Below are 25,369 nucleotides of genomic sequence, written 5' to 3' on the forward strand. Positions count from 1 at the left end.
TATGTGGAAGTGGTTACATCCCTACGCAAAAGCAGATCGTGCTTACCAATTGTGTAACACCTTACTGCCTTATTTCGCCGTCGTTACGGTGGTCTGTATGATTGTTGGATGGGTCTGGGGGCTTGCTTATGCCCCAGCCGATTACCAACAAAAAGACAGCTACCGAATTATTTTTATCCATGTGCCTTCAGCTATTTTATCTATGGGCGCTTACTCTTCTATGGCGATTGCTGCAGTGATCGCACTAGTATGGCAATTACGTAATGCAGAACTCGCAGTGATTGCAATTGCACCTGTTGGGGCATGTGTGACAGCGATAGCATTAATTACCGGTGCTGCATGGGGTAAACCTATGTGGGGCGCCTGGTGGGTGTGGGATGCACGCCTAACCTCTGAGCTTATTCTGTTATTTTTATACCTTGGTGTGTTATCGCTTTATCATGCTTTTGAAGATAAAAAAGCGGCGGGTCGGGCAGCCTGTATTTTAGCGATTGTCGGGGTGATCAATTTACCGATTATTCACTTCTCGGTTGAGTGGTGGAACACCTTGCATCAAGGTGCAACCATTACAAAGTTTGATACTAAAGCCATTGATCCAAGCATGTTTTGGCCACTGATGGTGAATATTGTGGCATTCGCAGCGTTCGTCGGTACGGTGACGTTAATACGTCTTAAGAACGAAATTTTACAACGTGAAAAGCACCGCCCTTGGGTGCGTGATATGCTTGAGCGAGGTTAATCATGCAGTTTGATTCTTTTGCAGATTTTATTGCCATGGGTGGCTATGGCTTTTATGTTTGGCTGTCGTTTGGGAGCTGTGCATTAATTTTACTTGGTATTTTATTTAGTTCGTTAAACGACACAAAACGTATTTTCTCTTCAGTAAAGCAGCAAGCACAACGTGAAGAGCGCATTAAGAAAGCGAAGCAAGAGGCAGGGCAATGAATCCAAGACGTAAAAAGCGTTTATTAGCGGTTGTAGCCATTATTTTTGGTGTGGGTGCAACGATTGGTTTAGTGCTGTATGCACTGCAAGAAAACATTAATTTATTCTATACACCAAGTGAATTGGTTGATGGAAAAGGGCCTAATAAAGAAAAACCGCATATTGGGCAAAAACTACGTATCGGCGGCATGGTTGTGCCAGGCTCAGTTGTCCGTGACGAATCAAGCTTAAAGGTAAGCTTTAAGTTAATCGATACGGGCCCTATGGTGACAATTAATTATCAAGGAATTTTGCCGGACTTATTCCGTGAAGGCCAAGGGATTGTGGCACAGGGCGTGTTAGTGAAAGCGAATGAAATTGATGCCTTTGAGGTACTTGCAAAGCATGATGAAGAATACATGCCAGCAGAAGTCGCAGAAGCTGTGAAGGGTATCAAACACGAAAAACCGACCTATAACTTAGATAACGGCAATTAATATGATCCCAGAACTCGGTTATTTTTCTTTAACACTGGCCATGGTGCTCAGTGTTCTACTGTGTATTTTTCCTTTGTGGGGGGCGCATACCGGCAATTTAAGGTTAATGCGTGCAGCCCCATCACTGGCAATTGGTCAGTTCGTATTCGTACTTTTATCTTTTGCAGCACTTATTTATGCCAGTTTAACCGACGACTTTACCGTTTCGTATGTTGCTTATCACTCAAGTAGCACCTTACCTTGGTACTACAAAATAACCTCAACATGGGGTGGCCATGAAGGAGCAATTTTACTTTGGTTAGTGATGCAAGCAGGTTGGACAGCGGTTGTTGCTATGCGCTCACAATCATTACCTTGGGTATTACGTGCTCGTGTATTGGGCGTGCTAGGCTTTTTAGGTGTTGGCTTTATGCTATACACCTTATTAATGTCGAGCCCATTTGAGCGCTTATTACCGTATTTCCCTGTTGAAGGTCGCGATTTAAACCCATTACTGCAAGACCCAGGTATGATAATTCACCCGCCTTTGCTCTATATGGGCTATGTTGGGTTATCTGTGTCGTTCTCATTCGCCATTGCGGCGTTACTTACAGGCAAACTTGATAATACTTGGGCAAAGTGGTCTCGTCCTTGGACAATGACTGCATGGGGCTTTTTAACACTTGGTATTACCATTGGTAGTTGGTGGGCATACTCAGAACTCGGCTGGGGTGGCTGGTGGTTCTGGGATCCCGTTGAAAACGCATCACTAATGCCTTGGCTTGTGGCAACCGCGTTGTTGCACTCATTATCAACCACAGAAAAACGTGGTGTATTTAAGTCTTGGACCGTATTACTAGCTATAGCAGCATTCTCGTTAAGCTTACTGGGTACCTTTATTGTTCGTTCGGGCATTATTGTATCTGTGCATGCTTTTGCGTCAGACCCTAATCGCGGCATGTTTATTTTAGCTTTCTTGGCCATTGTCGTTGGCGGTGGTTTATCGCTTTATGCACTGCGTGTTTCGCAGGTTAAAAGTGAGGGGCGCTATAAGTTTGCTTCACGTGAAGTAGCGCTTTGGTTAAATAATATTTTCTTAGTTGTGGCAACACTGATTGTTTTACTGGGCACTTTATTGCCAATGATCCACAAAGAACTTGGCTTAGGCAGCATCTCGATAGGTGAACCATTCTTCAATAAGATGTTTGCTATTTTACTCGTGCCATTTGCTATCTTAATGGGGATAGGTCCGCTGTTACGCTGGAAGCAAAACAAGTGGTCAATGCTACAGAACAAGCTGTTATTATCGGCTGTGGTCAGTGTGGTTGTTACCGGTGCATGGTTATATTCAAGCTACGACGTAATTGCGCCAATTACCTTTATTGCAACCGCATTAGCAGTATGGATTTTTGTTACTACACTGATAGATTTAGCTGCAAAAGTAACTATTCATAAAACCATAGGTGAAGGCTTTAAGCGATTAGGTCTAAGCTATTGGGCAATGGTTTTAGGTCACATTGGTTTAGCGTTTGTAATTGCAGGTGTCACGTTAACCTCTGCTTACTCGGTTGAGCGTGATGTATCAATGAAACCGGGTGACACAGTGGCTTTAAATGAATACCAGTATCGCTTTGACGGTGTTAAGTCTATTCGCGGGGCTAACTACAGTGGCCATGCTGGGGTTGTCACCGTACTGAAAAATGATAAACAAGTGACGGTTTTACATGCTGAAAAACGCCGTTATGACATTGGCATGCAGTTTATGACAGAAGCAGCTGTTGATGCAGGCTTCACCCGTGACTTGTATCTAGCGCTAGGTGAGCAATTAAGCCAAGGTGCGTGGTCGTTACGTATTTACCATAAACCATATGTTCGTTGGATGTGGCTCGGTGGCATCTTGATTTCACTGGCAGGCTTTTTAGTGCTTGGTGATAAACGCTATCGCCAGAAATCGACTAAGCAGGAGGCTTCAGCATGAACCGCAAATTGTTAGCGCTAGCGCCATTGTTGATTTTCGTTTTGTTGTGTGTGTTTTTATATCAAGGCTTGTTTGCAAACCCGCGTGAGCTGCAAACAGGGCGTATTGGTCAGACTATGCCAACATTTAACCTACCTGATTTGATGGATGAGTCAAAGCGTTGGACTGATGCTGATCTGAAAGGCGAAGTATACCTGCTGAATGTGTGGGGCACATGGTGCCCGACCTGTTTAGCTGAGTTAGGTTATTTAACAGAGCTTAGAGAGCAGGGCGTTAAGATTATTGGCTTATATTACGAGCAAGGTTATGACCCTGACTTTGATGGCCAGTTTGATATTAATGCGTTACGTGAAGATGTAACCAGCATGCTAAATCGCGCTGGCGACCCTTATCAGTTCAATATTTTGGATTTAAAGCGTACATTAGCCCTTGATTTAGGGGTATCTGGTGCGCCTGAAACGTTTTTAGTTGATAAGCAGGGCACAATTTTGCTTCATCACACCGGTGATATTAATCCACGTGTTTGGCGTGCTAAATTTGCACCGTTAATGCAGGAATTACAGCAATGAGATTCGTTATTCTTCTAGCAAGCTTGCTGATCGCCTTTAGTGCAATTGCAGAGCAAGACAAGTACCAGTTCGATGACAAAGAGCAAGCTACGCGTTTTAGTGAATTAACTAAAGAGTTACGCTGCCCTAAATGTCAAAATCAGAATATTGCCGACTCAGACGCCGTTGTTGCTAAAGACTTGCGCGATAAAGTATTAGCCTTAGTAAAAGAAGGCAAAACAAAAGACGAAGTGATTGACTATATGATTGACCGCTACGGTTACTTCGTTCATTACGATCCGCCTGTCACTCCAGCAACACTTGTGCTTTGGGTATTACCAGTGCTCATTGTGGTGCTTGGCTTTGGCTTTATTGTATTGCGTCAGCGTAAAGCATCAGTGAAGCAAACATGGACTGAGCAAGACGAGAAATTACTTGCAAAACTAATTGAACAAAATCAACGTCAGGAGCAAAGCTAAATGGCATTAATGTGGGCTTCTTTTGTTTTACTCACACTGATTGCATTGCTGTTTGTTGTCGTGCCGTTTTTTAAACGCGAACGTATTCAACGCCTTGATCACAATGCAAACTCGGAATTGATCCGAATTTATTACCAACGTTTAGATGAGCTTAAAGACGATCTTGAAAATCAACGTATCGATGCACAAATGCATGACGAGGCAGTTGTTGAGCAAAAGCGTCGTTTACTTAATGAGTTATCACCAGAAAAAGCCTTAAACAGCAAAGGTAACAATCGTATATTTGCTTTAACAGGAGCAGGCTTTTTAATCGTTTTAACAGCTATTTTCTATGGCTACACTGGCAGTCAGCAGCAAATAAAAGGCTGGCATGATGCAATGGCAAATCTAAAGTCATACGGTGAGCGAGCTGTGATGCAAAATGGTGAGCCGTTGACTGCAAATGAACTTCAAGCATTTGCATTAGCGCTGCGTACTAAACTTGATCAAAGTGGTGATGACGAAGTAGCTTGGATGCTACTTGGACGTGTTGCGATGTCGTTAAATGAATTTGATATGGCAAAGCAGTCATTTGATAAAGTATTGAAAATGAATCCGGATAACAAGCAAGTGCTGATCAGCTACTCGCAAGTTCTGCTAATGGAAGGCAATGACGCGAACATGTCTCAGGCTGCGACTATGCTTTCAAAAGTGTTAAAAGCAGAGCCAACCAATATTGATGCAATCTCATTGTTGGCCCTAATTGCCTACGAGCGTAAAGATTGGCTGCAAGCTAAAACCGCGTTTGAAGTACTGCTAGCGAGCATGGAGCAAAACGACCCTCGTTATAGCATGATTGCAGAGCGTATTGCTGAAATTGATGCCCATTTAAATAATGAGCAAGTCACAAATACAGAAGTAGCTGATGCTTCAAACAGTGAAATTAGCATCACAGTTGATTTGGACCCTGCACTTGCTGACTCACAGCCACAAAACGGCACGTTATTTGTTTTTGCAAAAGCAGCCAGTGGTCCGCAAATGCCATTAGCTGTAGTAAAAATGACAGAATATAGCTTTCCACTAACCGTGACGTTAAGTGATGCTAACGCAATGGTTGATGGCCTGAATTTATCGAGTGTTGAGCAAATTATTTTAACCGCGCGTTTATCGAAAGATGCAACTGTGGTAACTTCTAGCGGCGAGTTGGAAGGCAAGTCGGATGTCTTGGAGCGTACTAACGTTAAAGAATATTCGTTGCTAATTAATGAGTTAATACCTTAAGGATAGCCAATGTTTAGGCATAGTATATTTTTAATTTTTTTTGCTGTACTTGCAGGATGCGCACAAGTACCCGAAGAAAAAGCGGATGAACGAGATCCATTGCAGTCATTCAATCGTCCTATGTATGACTTTAACATGGACGTGCTTGATGCTTATATTCTCCGCCCGGCTGCGGTGGGCTATGTTACAGTGACACCTATGCCTGTTAGGCGCAGTATTGTTAACTTTACTGATAATATTACTGCACCAACTGATATGGTTAACGCTGGTTTGCAGGGCAAACCAGGGAATATGGGGATCAGCCTTGCGCGTTTCTTAGTGAACTCGACGGTTGGCTTATTTGGCTTTTTCGATGTGGCCTCTTCATTAGGGCTAGAGATCGTTGATGAAGATTTTGGCCAAACGCTAGGTGTGTGGGGAGTAGGAGATGGTGCCTACTTGATGATACCTGGCATGGGGCCAAGTACAGTACGAAATTTAACGGGTGATGTAGTTGATAACATAGTATTACCTGAAATAGCGTTAACAACACCTCAAACCATTTTAGTCTTTGCACTGAAAGCGGTTGAAGCGCGTGCTTCTTTGATACCTCAAGAAAGTCTATTAAATGAGTCACTTGACCCGTACATATTTGTTAAAGATATCTATTTCCAGCGTCAATTATATGAGCTTCATGATGGCAATCCGCCAATGGAAAAAGAGCCAGACGATTTTGATGAAGACTTCTTAGAAAACCTTTAATAGCGTTGACCACAACGAAAAAATGCCAGCAATATTGCTGGCATTTTTGTATTTACATTTCGAACATTAGTCGCCGAATACAGACATTTGTTCATTCGACCAGTTCAATGCATCGTGATATGCATCGGGCACCTCTTCAGGTTTGAGGCCGAGTTGTTGTTGGATCTCTTTGGCACTTTCCCAGTCAGCTTGCTCGTAAAACTTCACAAGGCGTAAATACGTTGCTAATAAACCTTCGTCATGAAGAAGGGCACCTTTAATTTCATTTGTTAGCGGTAATTTGCCCATTACGCTTGGCATATCTTCATCTAAGATTGCATCCATAAGCGACATCATACCGGTCAAAAATGCCATTCCAGTATCGCGTAATTGCCCATGACTGATAGCTAACAGCTCAGCAAAGCGAGCTCGCGTGAGTGATAAGCGGATGAGTTCAGCAGGCTTATCTGCAGCCACTTGTGCGGCGAATAACAGCGATAAGAAACGTTTAATTTCTTCGCTACCTAAAACGATAAGTGCCTGTTTGATGGTGCTGATTTCAGCACGACGTTTAAATGCTGCAGAGTTTGAATAACGCAGTAACTTGTAAGATAAGTTAACATCTCTTTCAAATACATCGGTGATTTTTTTAAGATTTAAGTCCATACTCGATGTTTCATACAAAAGCTCAGCTAATGCCATCTCAGACGGTGGTAAAGTTTTGCTTTGCACCATCTCAGGTTTTGAAAAGAAGAAGCCTTGAAAGTAGCTAAAACCCATATCGAGGGCCAGTTGGTACTTCTCATGGGTCTCAACTTTTTCTGCCAACAACTTAATGTGTGGGTGAGGCTTTATAGCTTCAATCACCGTCTGCAGAGATTCAGGTGTACAGGTTAGAAAATCGATTTTTATAAGATCAATATACGGGTAAAAATGACGCCAAACTGGTTGGTGAATATAATCATCAAGTGCTAGCGTATAGCCTCTTTCTTTCAAATCTTTGACGAGAGCCAGTAATCGCTTACCAGGTTGAATAGTTTCAAGAATTTCAACTACAACATTGTCTTTACCTAATAATAACGGGTAACCCTTTTGTAATGTTTCTAACGTAAAGTTTATATAAGCAGGTTTGTTGTCTGTTAAGTCTTCCAAACCAAAGTTAAATTGGCTGCCTTCAATGAGCCGTGACGTTGCTTCATCGCCATCAATATCTGGAAACACATTATCTACTCCATCCCTAAAGAGGAGTTCGTAGCCGACTAGTTTCTTTTCCTTATCTAAAATCGGTTGGCGCGCAGCGTAAAAATACATAGTCCAAGCTTGTCCACATCAGTTATTTCATTATCCCCTCGCAATATATGCCATTGTATCTAAAATAGCATTAATAAAATGACAAGATATGGGGATAAATTATGATTTTATCTTAACGTTAAGACTAGGATAAATCGTAATGAAATTCTATAAGTTATGATTAAATATCACAATTTTGTTAGCGTATCGTTGTAAATGTAAACTTAGTTGGTTATCGGCACTATTGGAGTTATAGTGGCGAAGCGTGGTATAGTCATGAGTGATATCGGTTTTTACCCCAATAATGTCTTATAATTAAATAACTTGCGAGTCATTATTCGGATTAAAAGCCAACATTAACTAATTTTTGGAGGCTAATTTGGAAACAGGAATGATAATTTCGTTAGCATTATACTTCATCGTAATGTTGGGTATAGGGCTATATGCCTATAAGCAATCAACAGATGATGTGTCAGGTTATATGCTAGGTGGACGTAACTTATCTCCAAGTGTTGCGGCGCTTTCAGCGGGTGCATCAGACATGAGTGGTTGGTTATTAATGGGCTTACCAGGTGCAATGTACTTATTTGGCCTAAGCAAGGTTTGGATTGCAATCGGTTTAGTGCTTGGTGCATGGGCTAACTACTTTTTAGTGGCACCTCGGTTACGTGTTTACACCGAAAAAGCCAATGATTCGATAACTATCCCTGATTACTTTGCAAACCGTTTTGAAGATAATAAAAATATCTTACGTGTTATTTCTGCAGTCGTTATCATTGTATTCTTTACTCTATATACCTCATCAGGAGTTGTAGCGGGCGGCAAGCTGTTCGAAAACTCATTTAATATGAGTTATGAAATGGGCTTGTACATTACTACGGGTGTTGTTGTGCTTTACACCTTATTTGGTGGCTTTTTAGCAGTGAGCTTAACTGACTTCGTGCAAGGCTGTATCATGTTTATCTCGCTGTTAGCGGTGCCTATTGCAACCTACACTATGCTTGATCAACCATTTATGGATACGCTTGCAAATGCACGCTATGACTTATTATTAAGTTCTCCTAAAGAAACAGAAATACATGCACTTAACATGATGGACTGGTTCGCTGGTGGTTCAACAATTGCCATTATTTCTGCAATGGCATGGGGCTTAGGCTATTTTGGTCAGCCACATATTATTGTTCGTTTCATGTCAGTTCGCTCTGTTAAAGATATGCCAACGATGCGTCGTGTAGGGATGTCGTGGATGACGCTTTCAGCTATTGGTGCCGTATTTACAGGCTTATTTGGCGCAGCGTACATGCTCGAAAATCAAATGCCAATCGATGATAAAGAAACGATTTTCTTGGTGTTATCTGAGCTTATTTTCCATCCACTTATTGCGGGTTTCTTATTGGCTGCTATTTTAGCGGCGATCATGAGTACTATCTCGTCGCAACTATTAGTATGTTCAAGTTCACTAACAGAAGATTTCTATAAGATTTATTTAAATCGTAGCGCTTCACAAAAAGAGCTAGTGTTAGTGGGTCGTATCAGTGTTATTTTGGTTGCTTTATTTGCTATTTATCTTGCGTATGACCGTGACAGCTCAATCCTTGATTTAGTAAGTAATGCATGGGCTGGTTTTGGTGCTGCATTTGGTCCGCTTGTGCTAATTAGTTTGTACTGGAAGCGCATGAATTTACAAGGAGCAATCAGTGGCATGGTTGTTGGTGCAGCAACAGTGTTGTTTTGGATTTACGCGCCAATCACTATTGACGGCCAAGCTCTAAGTGCAATCATCTATGAGATTGTCCCTGGCTTTATTTTATCAACGATAGCGATTGTTGTTGTAAGCCTTATGACAGCCGAGCCGAAAAAGGAAATTACAGACTTATTTGATGAAGTTGAATCATCACTGTAATTTTTGATTAAACACAAAAAAGGGCAACAGATGTTGCCCTTTTTTAATTTTATAGCGAATGGTTAGCTTGCAGCTTTCTCTTTTATATCTGCAACGTTATCGTCTGACTTTGCTTTTTTAGGCTTCGCAGGTGCTTCTTTTGCACCTTTGAGTACAGCCATAAATTGGTCTTTTTCTTTTGCCATTTCAAGCGCCAGTGACTCAATTTGTTGCTCGCTTAATGGTACATCAACTTTTTCAAGCATTAGTTCCAATGACTCAGCAATGTCGAGCATTTTGTCATACGCATCAGCTTCTTTTTTAGTAGTAAACGTCATGCGCTCGACTCCGTTTCTTTCTACAACATATTTAACAACAACAGCCATGATCTCTCCTGCATTTAAGCGTGGCATTTGTAGCGTAAAATCGCCATCTTGATTACTGTTTTTATATACAGTAATGTGTTGTGGCATTATTTGCAAGTAGCAACTTACATTTTTCTTTCTATCATTTGACAAAGAAAGCGAAATTAGCTTAATTTAAATTGTTACCTAAAATCTATCCAAGCATCGGAAAACTGCTAGGCCTATAATTTTAAGAACACAAGCGATGGAGCGAGTGTTTGGTAACAAAGGAAATTAGTTGTCCAAGTAAGGACATCATGGAGGAAAATATGAAATTATTATCAAGTCTATTGTTAGCTTCAAGCCTTGCGCTTTTGCCCGCCACAGCTGCACTTGCAGCGAAACCTGTTGATGTTGCAGATGTTAAGCTACAAAAAGTAAGTTTGAATAAAGCCACGTTAGAGCAGCTTACTCAATTACCAGGTATTGGTGAAGCAAAGGCCAAAGCAATTATTGAATATCGTAAGAGCCAAGGTAACTTTAAAACTGTCGAACAGCTAAAAGAGGTTAAGGGGATTGGTGAGAAACTCTACCAAAAATTAAAGGGACAAATTACGCTTTAGAAAGCCACTCTATCAAACAGGGCCTAACAGCCCTGTTTGTATTCTTTAATAGCGGTTTGCAGATGTGGCAATGCAAATATATTTTCGAGTGGTGTGGTTAAAAGCGGATAGCTTACCCCCGCTAACAGTAACCAGGGCAGAAGCATCCATCCTTCAAAATACGCGAGCCCTAAAAATAGTGATGCCAAAAAAGCAAGTTTACAGACAGATAAAGTGATTTTGTGCATAGGGCTCAAATGGCTAAGTGCAAGGGCAATGATTTGCTGGCGCTGCCTCACTTTAAAGGCCTTTAATTCAGGTATTTGACTGGTAAAAAAATATATCATTACAGTGACTTTTTGCATACAAGGCGGCTAATTATAACCACTAAAAATACGACAGAGAACGCAGCGAAGATCACTTCCATCCAAGCTGGCATACTCAGCGATGCAAACTGCCAATCTATATTGCCGCAATCACCAGTAGCAGCAAAGAAACTTGGGATCCACTCATGAAGAGGCATAAAGCTCGGAAAGTTTGGTTCAAAAGCACAGCTAAATGCAAAAGGATCAGTGTTGTTTTGCATTGCAATGTGTTCTTTGGCGATAAAATAACCCCAAATTGCTGATATACCCCAACTGACAAATGCTAATACTCTGCATACCATCGCCTGCGGGTTAATCGCACCTATAACACCTGCAGCAAGTAAGCCTAATACTGCTGTACGTTGATAAATACACATGATGCATGGCTCAAGACCCATATTGTATTGAAAAAACAATGCGGTGATTTCAAATGCTAAGGATATCACGGCTAATAATAGCCAAGGTGTTCTTTTAGTTGCTAATTCTGCTAACCAATTCATGTATGTTCCAGTTTAAAAATGTTTTCAAGATTATGCTTACACTGGGAAGGGGGTGCAAGTCTCTGCGATAAAATTAAACAAAAAGGAGCCTGTTGGCTCCTTTATTTAACTAATAGAATAAGGTGGATTAAACGCTTACTGCTTGTAATGATTCACTTTGATAACAGCCTAATACACGGGTGTACTGGGTGTGTTCTTTTAGCTCTTCGAGCGCTTGTTTAACATGTAAGTCATCAAGGTTCGCTTCAAGGTCTACATAAAACACTTCTTCCCATGGGTTACCAGGTACAGGGCGAGATTCAAGCTTTACGAGATTGATCTGATGGTGTTTGAAAATCATCAGTGCATCTGCCAAAGAACCGGCTTGTTGTTTTGTAGCCATAATTAAACTGGTTTTGGTCGGAATTTGCTTTGAAACTTGTAACGGCTTACGTGCTACAACGATAAAGCGGCTATGATTTTCACTTTGGTTAGCAAGACCTGACTTAACAACCTCTAGGCCAACATTTTTACCGGCTTGTGCTGAACCAATTGCGGCACTGTTAGGTGTTTCAACAGCTGATTTTAAGGCGTGATAGGTTGAGTCGCAGGTTTCATGCTGAATATCTCCCAAACCTTGGATAAAGCGGCTGCATTGAGCAAAAGGCTGAGGGTGAGCAAACACTTTGTTGATGTGAGAAAGCTCCGTGCCAGGCATCGCTAATAGGCAATGTTCAACACTGTGTGTCACTTCACCGACAATGGATACTTGCGCATGTTGTAATAAATCAAACACCTCATTAATACTGCCAGAGCTGGTATTTTCAATAGGCAATAAGCCAAAGTCTGCCTGACCACTTTCTACTTTACCTGTGATTTGATCAAAACTAGTACAGCCCATTTCAATTACTTTACCTGGGCGACGGCTAAAATATTTATGGCAAGCTAGTTGGCTATATGAGCCTTGTCCACCTAAGTATGCTACGCGATGTGTTTCGCTCATTGCTTCAGGGTTGAGGTTCTTTTGCAACATGGCTTGCTGATTTAAAACTGAGTCTTCAAGAATAGTCTGAAAGACATTGTTTATGTAGTAGGCGTCTAGGCCAAGTGATTTACCATAGCTTATTAGCTTTTCGAGTAACGCTTGCTCACGTGCTTCATCTCGTATTGGTTTATTGTTAGCAATCTTATACTCAACAACGCTATGGCTTATTCGGCGTCTTTTGGCCAGTAAGACTAATAAATCTGAATCTATTTCATTGATATCGTGTCGTAATGCATTTAATACATCATTGCTCATGTTGGTTTCCTCATTCCAAAACAGTGCACAAACAAAAAAGCCTCCCAAGAGGGAGGCTTTAGCTATTCGGTGAATTTATCTCGCAAACAGTTAAGCCTCCTCTATCTAAAGAAGCTAAAAAACGAAAAACGTGTGCGAGAAATAATTTTATTCATTGCTTTAATGTAAAAACACTTGTACACAAAGTCAACTGCATATCGCAGTAATTTATAAATGAGTACACTGATTAGGAAAATTCATTAATCTTCATAAAAAATTTATAAATATAAAAATGAATCTGGTATATTTGTTTTTGCATAATAAATAATAACAATTATTAATAAGGTAGTCCTGTGGTGTATCGACGACCGCCATCACGGTTTGGTGTGAATTCATTAAGTATGAAATTGTCGCTGCTGATCTCTGCGATTTGTTTAATTGCGGGTATTTGTGCAGCGGCTTTAATGCTCAAATCCGAAGAGAAGCAACTCGTGTTTGAAGAGCATGATCTCTTAAAGCACTCAAGTGAACGCTTAACAAAGCAGTTTAATCATTTAATCAACACTAAAATTAATATTGCGGAACAGGCTAATTCTGTTGTTAGTAGTCAGTTGCTACAAAGCGACTCTCATTTGCAAAGTAATTTTAACTCAGAAATTAAATTTGCTGTAGACGGCAGTATTCGTAGCACTTCTGCTGATGGGTTATCAGCTGCATTTATACCACAAGAAAATTACTCACCGTTTTACAAACAATTAATTAATGATTCCGAGTCATTATGGAAAATTATTTCACCTACCTTAATCCAAGACTTTTTCAATTTCTATCTGATCACAAAAGACAATTTTATTCGTATTGCGCCGCCTAACTGGGCGCTAAATGTTCCGGGCGATTTTAATTTTACGACTGGTAAAACCTTTAACTACGCTAAAGAAGCTACCAACCCAAGTCGTGAAGCTGTTTGGTCAAATGTTTATTACGATAATATATGGCACAAATGGGTTGTGAGTGTGCTCGTTCCTATTTATCGTGGAAATGAGTTTTTTGGTGTAACAGGAAGTGATATTGCACTTGAAACACTGCTTTCTCAATTACCGATTGGCGATCGCGAACAAAACCTATTTGTTTTTGATGCGAATGGTCAATTATTGGCGCACCCTGATTTAGATAAGAAAACATTAGAAAAATACGGGCGTGATGGGAAAAAATTAGCGACTCAAGATTTTGTGAATGCTGACTTGCAAAAGCTAGTCTCTGAAACCATTCGTCTTAGGTTGCCTGAGTCGGCAAATTCATTTGTACAAGATGGTGAAACTCACATTATCAATATCCGCAAAGTTGAACAGCTCGACTGGTATATTGGTATTTATAAAAAGCGTTCATCGGCATTATCTGCGTTAGAAGAGCTGAAAGTTAAATTTTTTGGCTTATTTATTTTGTACGCTATTTTAGTTGCACTGTTACTTCATCAAGCACTTTATCAATTAGTGTTACGCCGTATTCACTCTTTGGTTAATGCTGTGGTGAGCTTTGGTAAAGGGCAATTGCAAACAGAGTTTCCCAAAGAAAATAAAGATGAAATCGGTACCTTGAATGGTTCTTTCAGAGATATGGCCGTTGAGATCCGTAAATTGATAGATGGTTTAAATCAGCGTATCAGTGAAAAGGAAATTGCAGAAAAAGCGGCAAATCGATTATCTAAGGCTGTTGCATTTTCCGGAACAGGGGTGGTCATTACAGATGAAGAGTTTGAAGTAAAATACGTCAACCCAAAAATGGTTGAGATGACAGGCTTTGAAGAACGTCACTTTATAGGCTCTCCTTTACTGAGCATTATTTCACAAGAAATGGCAATATTAGTTGATGATATTGATATTGACCTGCGAAGCCGAAATTATTGGCGCGGTGATACCTTATTACAAGCAAATGATCGTCAATCTGTTTGGGTTTCTTTAAGTATTTCACCAATTCGTGAAGACAGTGGTGAGATAACCAGTTACGTGGCATCAGCTCAAGATATTTCTTTTGTAAAAGAAAGCCAACGTAAGATGGAGCAACTTGCTTATTTTGATACCTTGACGGGGCTTGCAAATCGTACTTTCTTTAGAATGCAATTGCGTAAGTCTATGGCCTTAGCAGAGCGTGGTCATTATGCCTTTGCTTTGTTCTATTTTGATTTAGATGAATTCAAGCGTATCAATGATACGTTAGGCCATGACGCTGGTGACCAATTACTGGTTGAAGTAGCCAATCGCTTGAAAAAACGTTTACGCACAGAAGATACCATAGCCCGTTTAGGCGGTGATGAGTTTGCGGTTTTACTTAGTGGTATTGAGCATCAAACTCATGCGACAGAAGTTGCTAATACCATCCAACGTACGCTTAATGAGCCAATTAAGTTAGGTAACAATGAAGTGATCATTAGTGCCAGTATTGGTATTACAATGGCACCATTTGATAGCCAAGAAGAAGACCAATTACTCAAACATGCTGATCTTGCAATGTATGAAGCGAAAGCAAAGGGACGAAACACCTATCACTTCTATAGCCAAGAATTAAATGCTGCTGCGAATGAACGATTATTCATTGAAAATGAGTTACGTACAGGTATTCGTGAAGGCCAATTCAGAGTGTACTACCAACCTCAAGTTGATTGTCGTAACAACCAAGTTGTTGGGTACGAAGCGCTGATACGTTGGTTCCATCCGGAAGAGGGGATGATCCCACCGACAAAATTTATTCCTATTGCTGAAGCAACTGGATTAATTGTTGAGTTAGGAGCCTGGATTTTAAAAGAAGCCTGTGAGTTTGCAGCTCGATTAGCAGATCAGAATTTAAAAAATAATATCTCGATTAACTTATCTGCTCGACAGTTTAAAGATGCCAACCTAGTATCGACGCTTGATAACATTATTAAGCAAACCGGTGTGGAGCCAAAGCGACTGCACTTAGAGCTCACAGAAAGTATGCTGATGGGGCATGTAGAAGCTGCTATCTTGCAACTACATCAACTGAAAGCATTGGGCGTGTCGATTTCGATTGACGACTTTGGTACAGGCTATTCATCATTAAGCTATTTGAAGCGTTTCCCGGTTGATATTTTGAAAGTTGACCGCTCGTTTGTTAAAGATATTCCTGAGGATAGCAACGACATGGAAATCACGGCTGCAATTATCGCGATGGCGCAAAAGCTTAAACTAAACGTGGTTGCTGAAGGGGTTGAAACGATTGAGCAAATAGAATTTTTGCAAAATAACAATTGTTATATTGTGCAGGGCTTCTATTACAGTAAACCAGTCCCAGAAGATGAGTTACCAGCGCTTTATGAGCACCTAAGCTCAATGAAGTCATAAGGAGTGAGGGGGCTGACTAGCCCCCTGCAATTTTTACTTTAAATTTAAGCCCTTCGAGAATAGCTTTGAGTTTTTCTCTGTCGTCACCTTGCACCTCAATGATGCCTTCTTTAACGGCGCCACCTTGACCCATTTTACTTTTAATGGTTTTAGCCAGCTTTTTTAAGTCATGTTGCTCACTGTCAATACCAACAACTAGCATGACGCCTTTGCCTTTGCGGCCTTTTGTTTGACGCTCAATACGTAAAAAGCCATCTTTAAACGTTTTGCTTTGGGTTGGCTTTGTTTCTTTAGGTTGTTCAATACGGCCAGTCGCTGTTGAATAAACTAGATTATTGTCGCTCATAGTGGATCTCATTGTGAAAGCTTGCCCAAATAATAACAAATTTCATTCTAAGTGTTTTAATTTTTGGCTTATTTCTTTTAAGCAGTTATATTTAGATAATTCTGAGGAAGGAATTGTTTGTTAGGAGTTTATTATGAGTTTAACGTGCAGTACATCTGCAGATGGCGAAATTTTAACCGTTCAGATCAAAGGAAAGTTTGATTTTAATCTAGTGCAAACTTTTCGTCAGGCTTATGCTGACTTAAACGATAATATTAACAAAGTTGTTATTGACCTAAGAGAAACAGACTATATGGATAGCTCTGCACTAGGTATGCTGCTTAACATGAAAAAAAACCTTTCTGGTAAGGTCGACACAATTCAAATCAGTAACTGTCAGCCACAGCTAAAGAAAATTCTGCAAATTTCTCGTTTTGACAAAAAGTTTGATATTGATTGATGCTAAATATATTGGTTGTTGATGATTTAGAGTTAAATCGCCGTCTATTAACAGTGATGTTAGAGCAACAAGGTTATCGTGTTTTTACTGCCGATAATGGCTTGAATGCATTAAAGCTATTAGAAGAGAATAAAATCGACATCGTGTTACTTGATGTCATCATGCCAGTTATGGATGGCTTTGAAACTGCATCGATAATCAAAAAGCGCTTCAGCCAAGTTTACCTGCCAATTATTTTTATTACCTCATTAGAAGATGAGGCAAGTTTTGAGCGTTGTTTAGCTGTTGGGGGAGATGACTTCTTACAAAAACCATTTCAAGAAGTGATTCTAAACGCCAAGATAAAAGCACATAGCCGAATTAGAAACCTAAGCCAAAAAGCCCATGATCAGAATTTGCAACTTGAGTACCATCAAAATCAAGTTGAAAGAGAGCATGAGATTGTTGAGCATATCTTTAATAACGCATTAGAAAACCAGCAAGCATTTCCTGCTCATTTAGACTTCCATTTATCTCCTGCCGCCATGTTTAATGGTGATATGTTTCTTGTGGCACAAAGCCCTATTGGCAGTTTATATTGCATGTTAGGAGACTTTACAGGTCACGGCTTAGCTGCAGCGGTTGGAGCATTACCCGCTTCACGCGTGTTTTATACCATGGTAAGTAAAGGTATGTCGGTCAGTGATATTGCGGCTGAAATTAATACTGTACTGGGCAATTTACTGCCAGGCCATATGTTTTGTGCTGCGACTATTTTAGAGTTGAGTAAATCTGGAAGAAGTGCTTCAGCATGGTTAGGTGGTTTACCTGACATTTATGTTATTAATGAAAAAGGCAACATAACCCGAACGCTAGAATCACAGCATATGGCGCTGGGTATTCTTGAGCCTGAAGAGTTTGAACGTGGTTTAATTCACATCGAAGTTGAGCCATCATCGCGAATCGTGATGGCAACAGATGGCATTATTGAAACAACTAACCTCAATGATGAGTACTTTGGTGAACAACGATTTAAAAAAGTATTAGCGTCAAAATCGTATATAAGTACAGAACAAATAATTGAGCGTGTTAATCGTTTTGCGCGTGGTAATCAACAACAAGATGACTTGAGCTTAGTGTTGTTAAATTGTTTGCCGGTTCCTTCACCAGAACAGACATATGAGCAATTTTCGCCTTTACCTTTTCATATCTCAATGAGTTTAAACGCAAAGCAAATTAAAAGTACCGACCCCGTTTTAGAAGTGATCGAACTGCTTAGCAAAATTGGTGGCTTAAATGATCATCGGGCTAATATATTTTTGATGTTATCTGAGGCTTATAATAATGCACTTGATCATGGTGTTCTTGGGCTTGACTCAGAGATAAAAAACCAAGAAGACGGTTTTTTAATCTATTATCAACAGCGAGAAGAAGCTCTGGCTTCGTTAAGCGAAGCATTAATCATTATAGATATTCAATATAGTCCCGAAACATTAGAATTAGACTTTACGATTTGTGACTCAGGGAATGGATTTTCAAAAACAGGGCAGAGTCAGCAAAACCTAGTTAGAGAACATGGTCGAGGTCTATGTTTACTTTCTGAGATAGCTTCTAAAGTCTCATTTAATAGCGCTGGCAACCAAGTCGAAATTAATTATAAATTAACTGCAAGCAAAGCTAGCTCACACTAAAATCGCATGTTATCATTTCGGCATTATAGATGTTTGGATGGCTAAATGATTTCTACTTACTTATCTGTTGCCCAACTAGATTTACCTGAAAACCTTGTTGCGGAGCAATTATCAAACCTTGAGCAATATCTTGCAGAGTCAGCATTACCTTCAGTGCGCTGGCAGTACCAAATCCCTGAGCTAGGCGAGGGTGGTGCGTGTAGCTTATTTGGTTATTTGCAAGATGAACCATTCAAATTAAACGACTATGTTGCAGACAATGCTGTAAACACTGAAAAGCTGGCTAAGCTTCAACAAATCATCGATTTTGTCGTAGCCCAGACGCAAGTAGATTGGTTTGGTATTTATCAAGCAACAAATACAGACGAAGGCCCACAGTTATTGAAGCTGGTTTACCATGGCGCGCCAAGTCGTCCGTTATTTCCTCTAACAGACGCATTCGCTAAGGGTAGCAATAATGTACAGGTTGCACTATCTAAGCAAGGGCGTGTGATCAATAACGTTGCTGATTACCTTGCTCAAGGTGGTGAGTACTATACTTGCGATCCTAAAGTGAAAGCAGAGACCTGTTTACCATTACTTTCAGACAAAAACGAATGCTTAGGTATTATAGATGCAGAAGCATTTAATACTGATTTCTTTGATCAACAAACCCTTGCATTACTTGTGGCATGTTGTATTAAAATTCCTCAACTCTTGGTCTAATTTAACTAGTAATTAGGCTGGGTTTTTATGTTAAGCTAGTGGCAACGCTAACCCCTATAAAAAGAGATAGTCAATGTTCTCAGAATTAAAACCATTACCAACAGATCCTATTCTTGGCCTAATGGCGGCCTTTAAACAAGATACAAACCCGAAGAAAATCGATTTGGGTGTAGGTGTTTATAAGGATGAGCAAGGCAATACGCCTATATTAAAAGCGGTTAAAAAAGCGGAAGCGTTTCGTTTAGAAAACGAAACCAGTAAATCGTACATTGGCTTGGCGGGTAACTTAGATTACTGCCAAAAAATGGAAAACTTATTACTGGGTGAGCATCCTGCGTTATTAGCAAACCGTGTTCGCACTGCACAAGCACCAGGTGGTACAGGTGCACTTCGTGTTGCAGCTGAATTCATCAAGCGTTGCAATAAAGATGCAACGGTATGGGTTACTACGCCAACGTGGGCAAACCACATCAGCTTATTCGAAGCGGCAGGCTTAACAGTAAAAGAGTACCCTTACTACGATTACGAAAATAAAGACCTATTGTTTGATGACATGATAAACACCCTAAAGCAAGTGCCTAAAGGTGATGTTGTGTTATTCCACGCATGTTGTCACAACCCAAGCGGTATGGATTTAAATGCTGAGCAATGGAGCACCGTTGCTGATCTTGCTGTTGAAGTTGGTTTTACGCCACTTGTTGATATTGCTTACCAAGGTTTTGGTTCAAGCCTTGAAGAAGACGCTGCGGGTCTACGTAAACTAGCAGCAGCGGTAGATGAGCTAATCATCTGTTCTTCATGTTCGAAAAACTTCGGTCTATACCGCGAGCGTATCGGTGCGTGTTCAATTATTGCAAAAGATGCTGCAACTGCTGATATCTCTAACTCTGTATTATTAAGCGTTGTACGTAGTATTTATTCAATGCCGCCTGCACACGGTGCTGATATTGTTAGCACGATTTTAGGCAGCACTGAGCTTACGCAAATGTGGCACGATGAGCTTGATGAAATGCGTAACCGTATTAATGGTTTACGTACTTTAATCAAAGAAAGCTTAGCAGCGAAAGGGATTGAACAAGATTTCTCATTTATTGACCGTCAAAATGGTATGTTCTCATTCCTAGGTATTAATAAAGAGCAAATCGAACGCTTACAAAAAGAGTACTCAATCTACATTGTTGGTTCTAGCCGTGTAAACGTTGCTGGTATCAGTGATGCAAACATTGATTACTTTGCTAATGCAGTAGCAGACGTTTGTAAATAATCGGCTCTATAGCGATAAAAAAACCGCAGTCACACTGCGGTTTTTTTGTATCTAAATTTTATTTGCGGACAGGGCTAATGTAACCAGCGTATCGCATCATTTAGCATTGCATTATAGCTATCAAGCGGTGCATCAAGGCTGGCTATCAGTATCGTATCAGCTTGTTTTCCGCGGTTTATATGCCCAGCAAAACGTTCATCACTGAAATCTTCTGAGCCAGTACCAAAAGGTTGTTCGTCAGCAGGGACGATAAAGACAGTCATTGGGCCAAAGTCAGATTCAAATACCAAGTGCAGGCCTTTTTTCCCCTGAAAATTACAAAACATTAAATAAGTAACTTTACCGGGTAGCTCATCTAAATGTCCGCCAATTGTTGCAAACTTTTCGTTCACATAGGCAAGGTCAATTGGCTCATGTTTATTGAGCGAGTCAATTTCATGATACAAATGAGTAAAAGCATGCTCACCAACACTGTATAACGTATGCTGTTTGTTAGTGACGAAGAACACACTAATTGCCACTAAAAACGACGCTGCAGCCGCTAAATAAAGGCGATTAAAGGCAAAGCGCGACTTAGCCTCAATAATAGTGTCTAACGGCTGCTCAGAGAGCTGTTCTTCTGCTGCATAAGTATTATCAATAATTCGCTTTGCTAGATTTTCAGGCACGGGTATGTTGAGTGCTTTGCTTAGCTCATCATCTAAGGCACGTACATCATCGATAAACGCCTGTTTATCTTCGTCCTGCTCGGCAAACGCGTCAAGCTCCTTATCAGTCGTGCTTGGCTCGGCGAGGATGCGGCGGCGAAACTCGAGTTCATCCATTAATTTGATGCTCCTCTAAGTTGATCATCATCACTGCTTAAAGCCTCTTTAAGCTGGTTTCTGGCACGGAAAAGACGTGTCATTACCGTGTTTTTATTTAAATCGAGTATCTCGGCAATTTCATCACCCGAACACCCCATTACTACTTGTAACAGCAGTGGCTCGCGATACTCTTGTGATAACTTTCCAATTTGTCGTTGAATCACTGTTTGTTCCATTTCAGCATCAAGCGTCGTGCTTTTTTCATCTACAAGTGTGTCATTTTCAACATCGGCGTAATCAAATTGTTTGCGTTCGAATCGCCGAGCATTTTCTCGTCGTAATATAGTGAGTAACCAAGGTTTGGCTGCTTGCTGATCTTGCAGTGAATCCAAGGCACGCCAAGCCCTCAGGAAGGTTTCCTGCACTAAGTCTTCTGCAATACTCTGATCACGACATAACCAATATGCAAAGCGAAAAAGCTCACTGTGGTAGATATGAACCAGTGCTTCATATCGCTTTTGTTTTTCTGTCATAGTAAATAAGACCCGCCCACCAGAAAAAAACTTTCTGAATTTATATTATTTTTATATAAAAAACGGCTAATTGTAGATTAGCCGTTTAAATTCAACGTATTAATATTAATCGTATAGATTCTTTAATACATCTTCTTGGTTTGTCGACTTAACGTGCTTAGTGGCTTGGCTAAGCAAAGCCACAATCTTTGCTAAATCAGAATGCTCGTCTGCTGAACTATAGAGTTTAGCGCGTAATTTAGCAATTTCCTCATTGAGGGCTTGATTGTTAAGTGTTGCTTGCAGGTGCTCAATTGGTCGTGTTGTTTGACCGGTTTGCTGTTTAGCGTAGGCCATTAATGTGCTGTAGAAGAGAGCATTGTTGCGTTGTTTAGCGACCTTCTTAAGCTCATCAAGTGATGTTGAAGAAGCAGCTACTGATTGTGGTGCGACTTCACGTACTGTTGGGCGTTTTTTAATATACAGAACCAAAGTGACTAACCACAGGCCATAGCCTACAGCTGCAACAATTACGAGCCAAGCTGGTGTGCTGACTTGAGTGACAGTTTGCACAGCCGGTGGCATATCTGTCACAGCGGCAGAGTTGTCAGTTTGGGGCTGTGTAAGCGTCGCTGGTGGCGGGGTTAATGGGTTAGTACTTGGTATCACCGTAATTGTGCGTGCAGGAAGTGTGGCATAACTGATACGGTTTATTTTAGTATTAAACCAAGGCAGTTTGATTTCAGGTAAAGTGTACGTTCCTGGTGTTTGAGGTAATAACGCATAAGAGGCTGTTTGCTGAGAAATAACGCGACCATCACGCACTAAGTGGTTATTCTCTTTTTGATCAGGGTAACTTCTAAAACCTTGTACTTGTGGCATCTCGATATCAGGCAGCTGTTCTTTAGTGACACCAAGCGCGGTGAGTTTGATAGTACGTGTAATTGGCGTACCTACCTCTACCGTGTCATCTTTTGGTTGCCATTGCTCATCAAGGTTGACTAATTCACTTGGCAGCCAAGCACCTGTGTAGTTATCAGGAATTGGTTTTATGTCTACATCAACATTTTCACCCATAGCTGAAATTGCCATTTGGCGATAGTTTTGACGGATACGGCCATTAAAGACAGGGGCTGTAATGGTATTAATGCCGCTTTTTTGTGGTTGCACTAGGTATTCGCGAGTGATCACCAAATAACGCTTTCCATCAATCAGCTCATAGCTTTCTGATTGTTTATTGATGGCGGTTAATTCGGCATTTTCCATTTCTGGTGTCGTAAGGTTGCCATCAAGTAGCTCTTTATTGTTGTCTATGTATAGCTTAACTGTATAAACACCGGCTTCTTGCACATACAAACTTTGCGGTTTAATACTGGTTTTGATAAATGCATCTTGGCTTTGTTCAGAGTTTTGACTCCGTTTGCTAACCGTTAACTCAATTGGCTGCGAAGTTGCACCAGCAACGGTAAATGCTGGGATTGTGTAAGTCCCTTCTTTGCGAGTCATTAATTTTACAGACCAACTCGTTTGCTTACTGATTTCACCATTAATAATGTTGGTGCGGGTACTAACGCTCGTTGGTCCAACAACAAAGTCTTTTAATAGTACAGAGGTATCAGGTTGCTCGCTGTTGATGGTGTCGTCAGCGGTAATAGTTAATATGAAAAACTCACCTGCAAGGACTGGGTTTTTATCAACACTTGCCTGTAGTTGGGTGGCAGCCCAAAGCGGCGCTGCCGCGATTAGCAATAAACAACATAATAATCGCATTACCATGATTTTTCGGCTCCTCGTGGACGACGTTGATAGTTTCGTTTTTGTGATTCTAGTTGCATTTTATTTCTTAATAAGATCGCAGGATCATCAGGGACTTTACGAAGTAACTGATTAAGCTGTTGTGCTTTTTCTTTCTCTTCATTAGTCAGTTCAGCTGCTTGTGCCTGCATAGCTTGTTGCTCTGCTTGCTGTTTAGCTTGTTCATCGCTTTGCGATGGCTCTGGTTTTGCATCTTGTTGCTCGGGGGACTGCTCTGGCTTTTGTTCACCTGATTGTGGTGACTGTTGTGCTTCAGATTCCATTTCAGGTTTGTTTTGCTGGCCACTTTCAGACTCGCTTTGCTCACCTTTTTGATCTGATTGTTCACCTTGCTCAGAGGGCTGTTGCCCCTCTTGCTGCTCACTTTGCTCAGAGTTTTCGCCTTGCTGGGAATTCTCGCCCTGTTGCTTTTGCTGGTTATCTTGCTGGCCATCGCTGTTTTGTTGATCATTGTTTTGCTGTTGATCTTGTTGCTGCTGTTGTTGCTCTTGCTGCTGCAATAACTGTTCAACGAGGGCTTGGTTTTCTTTTGCTTCAGTAAAATCATTTTTAAGTTGCTGGGCTTGTTTATAAGCCTCTATGGCTTGCTCTAGCTCACCAGCCTTGGCAAGAGCATTACCATAGTTATACAAACCAGTAGCTGACTTATCTTCGCTAAAGGCGTCCATGGCCGCTTGGTAATTACCTTGCTGATAAAGGGCTGCGCCTTTTAGTTGCGCGTTTTCTGCTTGTGCGGCTTTTTCAAATTGATTCTGCTGATAGGCATCAAGGGCGCGTTGGTCTTGGTTTTTAAACACCTCTGGTAACTCAGCGGCGTAAACTTGTTGCTGAGGCAGTAGCATAACAAACAAAACCCCAAGCACTAGGCTGCTTCGGCGAATCAAAAAAAGTGCTAACGGTAGTAAAATAATCAGGCCATAAATGCCCGCATCAACACGCCATAAAGCTTGGCTTTGTTTTTCATCTTTAAGCACTTCAGCATTGGCACTAGGCGCGAATGTTTTAATATCTTGATTACTGGTTTGATAGAGCGCAAATTTGCCACCACTATTACGTGCAAGTGCATTTAAGCGACTCACATTTAATTTTGGAATAACAATTTGTCCTTGCATGTCTTTCAAAAAACCACCTTCAGGAAGCTTGATTGGCGCACCTTGCTCAGTGCCTACACCATAAATATTTAAGCGATAATCCGATTCACTTGTAAAGCGAGCAATATCTTCTTGGTCAAGTTGGTCAACACCATCCGTTACTAAAATAATATCGCCTTCAAGGTAACCCGCTTGTTTAAGTAACTCATTTGCTTTTTCTAAACCATCAATCACATTTGAGCCTTTGCTTGGCATGATATCAGGGCTTAGGCTTGGGATAAGATTAGCCAACGTGCTGGCGTCATTGGTTAGCGGCGAAATAGTAAATGCAGAGCCTGCATAAGCAACCAATGCTGTATCACCTTCTTTGAAAAGCTCAATCATATCAAGTGCTTTAAAGCGAGCTTGAACTAACCGGCTTGGCGCAATGTCGGTACTGAACATAGAGTACGACATATCCATCACAATGACTCGAGCGTTTTTTGCCTGAAACACTGGCACTTGTTTTTTCTCAAAGCTTGGGCCAGCAGAAAACACAATAGCTAATAAGGTAAACAGCGCAACTAACCAAAGTGGTTGGCTTTGTTTTTTGTGGTTGTCGCTCATTACAAACTGTGCCAAATGGGGGGCTATTAAATCAGCTGGGGCGCTTTTTTTATTGCGCACTAACAACACACTAAAAATAATCAATGTTGGGATTAATAACCAAAGTAGGGCAGGGCGAATAAATTCAAAATCCATA

At 40.8% G+C, this 25,369-nt stretch carries 24 protein-coding genes and 1 pseudogene; 15 read left to right on the plus strand and 10 right to left on the minus strand.

Annotated features, from left to right (window positions below):
• Position 1: 1 nt before the first annotated feature.
• From AAEU31_RS01090 to AAEU31_RS01125, 8 genes are read left to right on the plus strand one after another with little or no spacing between them, the layout of a single operon-like run.
• On the plus strand, positions 2-739 hold the full coding sequence (locus AAEU31_RS01090) for a heme ABC transporter permease (RefSeq protein WP_135923889.1): 738 nt from the start codon (positions 2-4) through the stop codon (positions 737-739).
• 2 nt (positions 740-741) lie between these two features.
• A complete protein-coding gene (ccmD, locus tag AAEU31_RS01095; protein WP_054553244.1) occupies positions 742-945 on the plus strand; it encodes a heme exporter protein CcmD in 204 nt (67 codons plus the stop codon).
• A complete protein-coding gene (gene ccmE, locus AAEU31_RS01100; RefSeq protein ID WP_135923890.1) occupies positions 942-1,421 on the plus strand; it encodes a cytochrome c maturation protein CcmE in 480 nt (159 codons plus the stop codon). Before ccmD ends, ccmE begins: the two co-directional genes overlap by 4 nt.
• 1 nt (position 1,422) lies before the next feature.
• Positions 1,423-3,378 (plus strand): heme lyase CcmF/NrfE family subunit, encoded by a 1,956-nt coding sequence (locus AAEU31_RS01105; protein ID WP_138557435.1) that lies wholly within the window; start codon positions 1,423-1,425, stop codon positions 3,376-3,378.
• Positions 3,375-3,947 (plus strand): DsbE family thiol:disulfide interchange protein, encoded by a 573-nt coding sequence (locus tag AAEU31_RS01110; protein ID WP_421966182.1) that lies wholly within the window; start codon positions 3,375-3,377, stop codon positions 3,945-3,947. Before AAEU31_RS01105 ends, AAEU31_RS01110 begins: the two co-directional genes overlap by 4 nt.
• Positions 3,944-4,405: a cytochrome c-type biogenesis protein gene (locus tag AAEU31_RS01115; protein WP_135923893.1), complete on the plus strand. Its 462-nt coding sequence runs from the start codon at positions 3,944-3,946 to the stop codon at positions 4,403-4,405. Before AAEU31_RS01110 ends, AAEU31_RS01115 begins: the two co-directional genes overlap by 4 nt.
• Positions 4,406-5,665, plus strand: a complete 1,260-nt coding sequence (gene ccmI / locus AAEU31_RS01120; RefSeq protein WP_421966183.1) for a c-type cytochrome biogenesis protein CcmI — start codon at positions 4,406-4,408, stop codon at positions 5,663-5,665.
• Between the two features lie 9 nt (positions 5,666-5,674).
• Positions 5,675-6,406, plus strand: a complete 732-nt coding sequence (locus AAEU31_RS01125) for an MlaA family lipoprotein (protein WP_135923895.1) — start codon at positions 5,675-5,677, stop codon at positions 6,404-6,406.
• A gap of 66 nt (positions 6,407-6,472) precedes the next feature.
• Here the strand turns inward: AAEU31_RS01125 and AAEU31_RS01130 are convergent, their stop codons facing one another.
• Positions 6,473-7,696 (minus strand): EAL and HDOD domain-containing protein, encoded by a 1,224-nt coding sequence (locus tag AAEU31_RS01130; protein WP_421966184.1) that lies wholly within the window; start codon positions 7,694-7,696, stop codon positions 6,473-6,475.
• Positions 7,697-8,066: 370 nt separating this feature from the next.
• On the opposite strand from AAEU31_RS01130, the gene putP reads away from it, so the two are divergent.
• Positions 8,067-9,578 (plus strand): sodium/proline symporter PutP, encoded by a 1,512-nt coding sequence (gene putP / locus AAEU31_RS01135; RefSeq protein ID WP_135923897.1) that lies wholly within the window; start codon positions 8,067-8,069, stop codon positions 9,576-9,578.
• 62 nt (positions 9,579-9,640) lie between these two features.
• Here the strand turns inward: putP and AAEU31_RS01140 are convergent, their stop codons facing one another.
• The gene (locus tag AAEU31_RS01140; protein ID WP_135926253.1) at positions 9,641-9,943 is read right to left on the minus strand and encodes a YebG family protein; all 303 of its coding nucleotides are present in this window, start codon (positions 9,941-9,943) and stop codon (positions 9,641-9,643) included.
• Positions 9,944-10,230: 287 nt separating this feature from the next.
• Between AAEU31_RS01140 and AAEU31_RS01145 the strand changes: the two genes are divergently transcribed.
• Entirely contained in the window at positions 10,231-10,524 is a 294-nt protein-coding gene (locus AAEU31_RS01145) for a ComEA family DNA-binding protein (RefSeq protein ID WP_135923898.1), read from the plus strand.
• 23 nt (positions 10,525-10,547) lie between these two features.
• On the opposite strand, the gene AAEU31_RS01150 is transcribed toward AAEU31_RS01145, so the two are convergent.
• The 3 genes from AAEU31_RS01150 to AAEU31_RS01160 form a co-directional block, all read right to left on the minus strand.
• The gene (locus AAEU31_RS01150; RefSeq protein ID WP_421966185.1) at positions 10,548-10,850 is read right to left on the minus strand and encodes a DUF6170 family protein; all 303 of its coding nucleotides are present in this window, start codon (positions 10,848-10,850) and stop codon (positions 10,548-10,550) included.
• Positions 10,850-11,368, minus strand: coding sequence for a disulfide bond formation protein DsbB (gene dsbB / locus AAEU31_RS01155; RefSeq protein ID WP_135923900.1), 519 nt, complete (start codon positions 11,366-11,368; stop codon positions 10,850-10,852). The genes AAEU31_RS01150 and dsbB overlap by 1 nt, the downstream gene beginning before the upstream one ends.
• A gap of 127 nt (positions 11,369-11,495) precedes the next feature.
• Positions 11,496-12,647 carry a chorismate mutase gene (locus tag AAEU31_RS01160; RefSeq protein WP_135923901.1) on the minus strand — a complete coding sequence of 384 codons (1,152 nt, stop codon included), beginning with the start codon at positions 12,645-12,647 and terminating at the stop codon, positions 11,496-11,498.
• A gap of 332 nt (positions 12,648-12,979) precedes the next feature.
• On the opposite strand from AAEU31_RS01160, the gene AAEU31_RS01165 reads away from it, so the two are divergent.
• The gene (locus tag AAEU31_RS01165) at positions 12,980-15,979 is read left to right on the plus strand and encodes a bifunctional diguanylate cyclase/phosphodiesterase (protein ID WP_421966186.1); all 3,000 of its coding nucleotides are present in this window, start codon (positions 12,980-12,982) and stop codon (positions 15,977-15,979) included.
• A gap of 16 nt (positions 15,980-15,995) precedes the next feature.
• Here the strand turns inward: AAEU31_RS01165 and AAEU31_RS01170 are convergent, their stop codons facing one another.
• Positions 15,996-16,325, minus strand: coding sequence for an SUI1 family translation initiation factor (locus AAEU31_RS01170; protein WP_135923902.1), 330 nt, complete (start codon positions 16,323-16,325; stop codon positions 15,996-15,998).
• A 133-nt stretch (positions 16,326-16,458) separates the two neighbouring features.
• Between AAEU31_RS01170 and AAEU31_RS01175 the strand changes: the two genes are divergently transcribed.
• The 4 genes from AAEU31_RS01175 (at position 16,459) to AAEU31_RS01190 (ending at position 20,403) form a co-directional block, all read left to right on the plus strand.
• Entirely contained in the window at positions 16,459-16,764 is a 306-nt protein-coding gene (locus tag AAEU31_RS01175) for an STAS domain-containing protein (protein ID WP_135923903.1), read from the plus strand.
• On the plus strand, positions 16,764-18,434 hold the full coding sequence (locus AAEU31_RS01180) for an ATP-binding SpoIIE family protein phosphatase (RefSeq protein WP_421966187.1): 1,671 nt from the start codon (positions 16,764-16,766) through the stop codon (positions 18,432-18,434). The genes AAEU31_RS01175 and AAEU31_RS01180 overlap by 1 nt, the downstream gene beginning before the upstream one ends.
• Positions 18,435-18,479: 45 nt before the next feature.
• Positions 18,480-19,139 (plus strand): GAF domain-containing protein, encoded by a 660-nt coding sequence (locus tag AAEU31_RS01185; RefSeq protein ID WP_138557441.1) that lies wholly within the window; start codon positions 18,480-18,482, stop codon positions 19,137-19,139.
• A 73-nt stretch (positions 19,140-19,212) separates the two neighbouring features.
• Positions 19,213-20,403 (plus strand): amino acid aminotransferase, encoded by a 1,191-nt coding sequence (locus AAEU31_RS01190; protein ID WP_421966188.1) that lies wholly within the window; start codon positions 19,213-19,215, stop codon positions 20,401-20,403.
• A gap of 74 nt (positions 20,404-20,477) precedes the next feature.
• Here the strand turns inward: AAEU31_RS01190 and AAEU31_RS01195 are convergent, their stop codons facing one another.
• The 4 genes and pseudogenes from AAEU31_RS01195 to AAEU31_RS01210 all read right to left on the minus strand — a co-directional run bounded on the left by AAEU31_RS01195 (position 20,478) and on the right by AAEU31_RS01210 (position 25,368).
• Positions 20,478-21,227 carry a DUF3379 family protein gene (locus tag AAEU31_RS01195; RefSeq protein WP_421966189.1) on the minus strand — a complete coding sequence of 250 codons (750 nt, stop codon included), beginning with the start codon at positions 21,225-21,227 and terminating at the stop codon, positions 20,478-20,480.
• Positions 21,227-21,769: pseudogene (locus tag AAEU31_RS01200) on the minus strand (sigma-70 family RNA polymerase sigma factor); the annotation flags it as partial. The gene AAEU31_RS01195 and the pseudogene AAEU31_RS01200, both read right to left, overlap by 1 nt.
• Positions 21,770-21,847: 78 nt before the next feature.
• A complete protein-coding gene (locus AAEU31_RS01205) occupies positions 21,848-23,497 on the minus strand; it encodes a BatD family protein (protein ID WP_421966190.1) in 1,650 nt (549 codons plus the stop codon).
• A complete protein-coding gene (locus AAEU31_RS01210) occupies positions 23,491-25,368 on the minus strand; it encodes a VWA domain-containing protein (RefSeq protein WP_421966191.1) in 1,878 nt (625 codons plus the stop codon). The genes AAEU31_RS01205 and AAEU31_RS01210 overlap by 7 nt, the downstream gene beginning before the upstream one ends.
• Position 25,369: the final 1 nt, after the last annotated feature.

Source organism: Pseudoalteromonas thalassia (assembly GCF_049257215.1).
Classification (GTDB): domain Bacteria; phylum Pseudomonadota; class Gammaproteobacteria; order Enterobacterales; family Alteromonadaceae; genus Pseudoalteromonas; species Pseudoalteromonas lipolytica_C.

What these genes read in the sequence shown, in the direction of transcription:
- AAEU31_RS01090 (WP_135923889.1), top strand. Translation starts at nt 2, where the DNA reads ATGTGGAAGTGGTTACATCCCTACGCAAAAGCAGATCGTGCTTACCAA.
- ccmD (WP_054553244.1), top strand. Translation starts at nt 742, where the DNA reads ATGCAGTTTGATTCTTTTGCAGATTTTATTGCCATGGGTGGCTATGGC.
- ccmE (WP_135923890.1), top strand. Translation starts at nt 942, where the DNA reads ATGAATCCAAGACGTAAAAAGCGTTTATTAGCGGTTGTAGCCATTATT.
- AAEU31_RS01105 (WP_138557435.1), top strand. Translation starts at nt 1,423, where the DNA reads ATGATCCCAGAACTCGGTTATTTTTCTTTAACACTGGCCATGGTGCTC.
- AAEU31_RS01110 (WP_421966182.1), top strand. Translation starts at nt 3,375, where the DNA reads ATGAACCGCAAATTGTTAGCGCTAGCGCCATTGTTGATTTTCGTTTTG.
- AAEU31_RS01115 (WP_135923893.1), top strand. Translation starts at nt 3,944, where the DNA reads ATGAGATTCGTTATTCTTCTAGCAAGCTTGCTGATCGCCTTTAGTGCA.
- ccmI (WP_421966183.1), top strand. Translation starts at nt 4,406, where the DNA reads ATGGCATTAATGTGGGCTTCTTTTGTTTTACTCACACTGATTGCATTG.
- AAEU31_RS01125 (WP_135923895.1), top strand. Translation starts at nt 5,675, where the DNA reads ATGTTTAGGCATAGTATATTTTTAATTTTTTTTGCTGTACTTGCAGGA.
- AAEU31_RS01130 (WP_421966184.1), bottom strand. Translation starts at nt 7,696, where the DNA reads ATGTATTTTTACGCTGCGCGCCAACCGATTTTAGATAAGGAAAAGAAA.
- putP (WP_135923897.1), top strand. Translation starts at nt 8,067, where the DNA reads ATGATAATTTCGTTAGCATTATACTTCATCGTAATGTTGGGTATAGGG.
- AAEU31_RS01140 (WP_135926253.1), bottom strand. Translation starts at nt 9,943, where the DNA reads ATGGCTGTTGTTGTTAAATATGTTGTAGAAAGAAACGGAGTCGAGCGC.
- AAEU31_RS01145 (WP_135923898.1), top strand. Translation starts at nt 10,231, where the DNA reads ATGAAATTATTATCAAGTCTATTGTTAGCTTCAAGCCTTGCGCTTTTG.
- AAEU31_RS01150 (WP_421966185.1), bottom strand. Translation starts at nt 10,850, where the DNA reads ATGATATATTTTTTTACCAGTCAAATACCTGAATTAAAGGCCTTTAAA.
- dsbB (WP_135923900.1), bottom strand. Translation starts at nt 11,368, where the DNA reads ATGAATTGGTTAGCAGAATTAGCAACTAAAAGAACACCTTGGCTATTA.
- AAEU31_RS01160 (WP_135923901.1), bottom strand. Translation starts at nt 12,647, where the DNA reads ATGAGCAATGATGTATTAAATGCATTACGACACGATATCAATGAAATA.
- AAEU31_RS01170 (WP_135923902.1), bottom strand. Translation starts at nt 16,325, where the DNA reads ATGAGCGACAATAATCTAGTTTATTCAACAGCGACTGGCCGTATTGAA.
- AAEU31_RS01175 (WP_135923903.1), top strand. Translation starts at nt 16,459, where the DNA reads ATGAGTTTAACGTGCAGTACATCTGCAGATGGCGAAATTTTAACCGTT.
- AAEU31_RS01180 (WP_421966187.1), top strand. Translation starts at nt 16,764, where the DNA reads ATGCTAAATATATTGGTTGTTGATGATTTAGAGTTAAATCGCCGTCTA.
- AAEU31_RS01185 (WP_138557441.1), top strand. Translation starts at nt 18,480, where the DNA reads ATGATTTCTACTTACTTATCTGTTGCCCAACTAGATTTACCTGAAAAC.
- AAEU31_RS01190 (WP_421966188.1), top strand. Translation starts at nt 19,213, where the DNA reads ATGTTCTCAGAATTAAAACCATTACCAACAGATCCTATTCTTGGCCTA.
- AAEU31_RS01195 (WP_421966189.1), bottom strand. Translation starts at nt 21,227, where the DNA reads ATGGATGAACTCGAGTTTCGCCGCCGCATCCTCGCCGAGCCAAGCACG.
- AAEU31_RS01205 (WP_421966190.1), bottom strand. Translation starts at nt 23,497, where the DNA reads ATGGTAATGCGATTATTATGTTGTTTATTGCTAATCGCGGCAGCGCCG.
- AAEU31_RS01210 (WP_421966191.1), bottom strand. Translation starts at nt 25,368, where the DNA reads ATGGATTTTGAATTTATTCGCCCTGCCCTACTTTGGTTATTAATCCCA.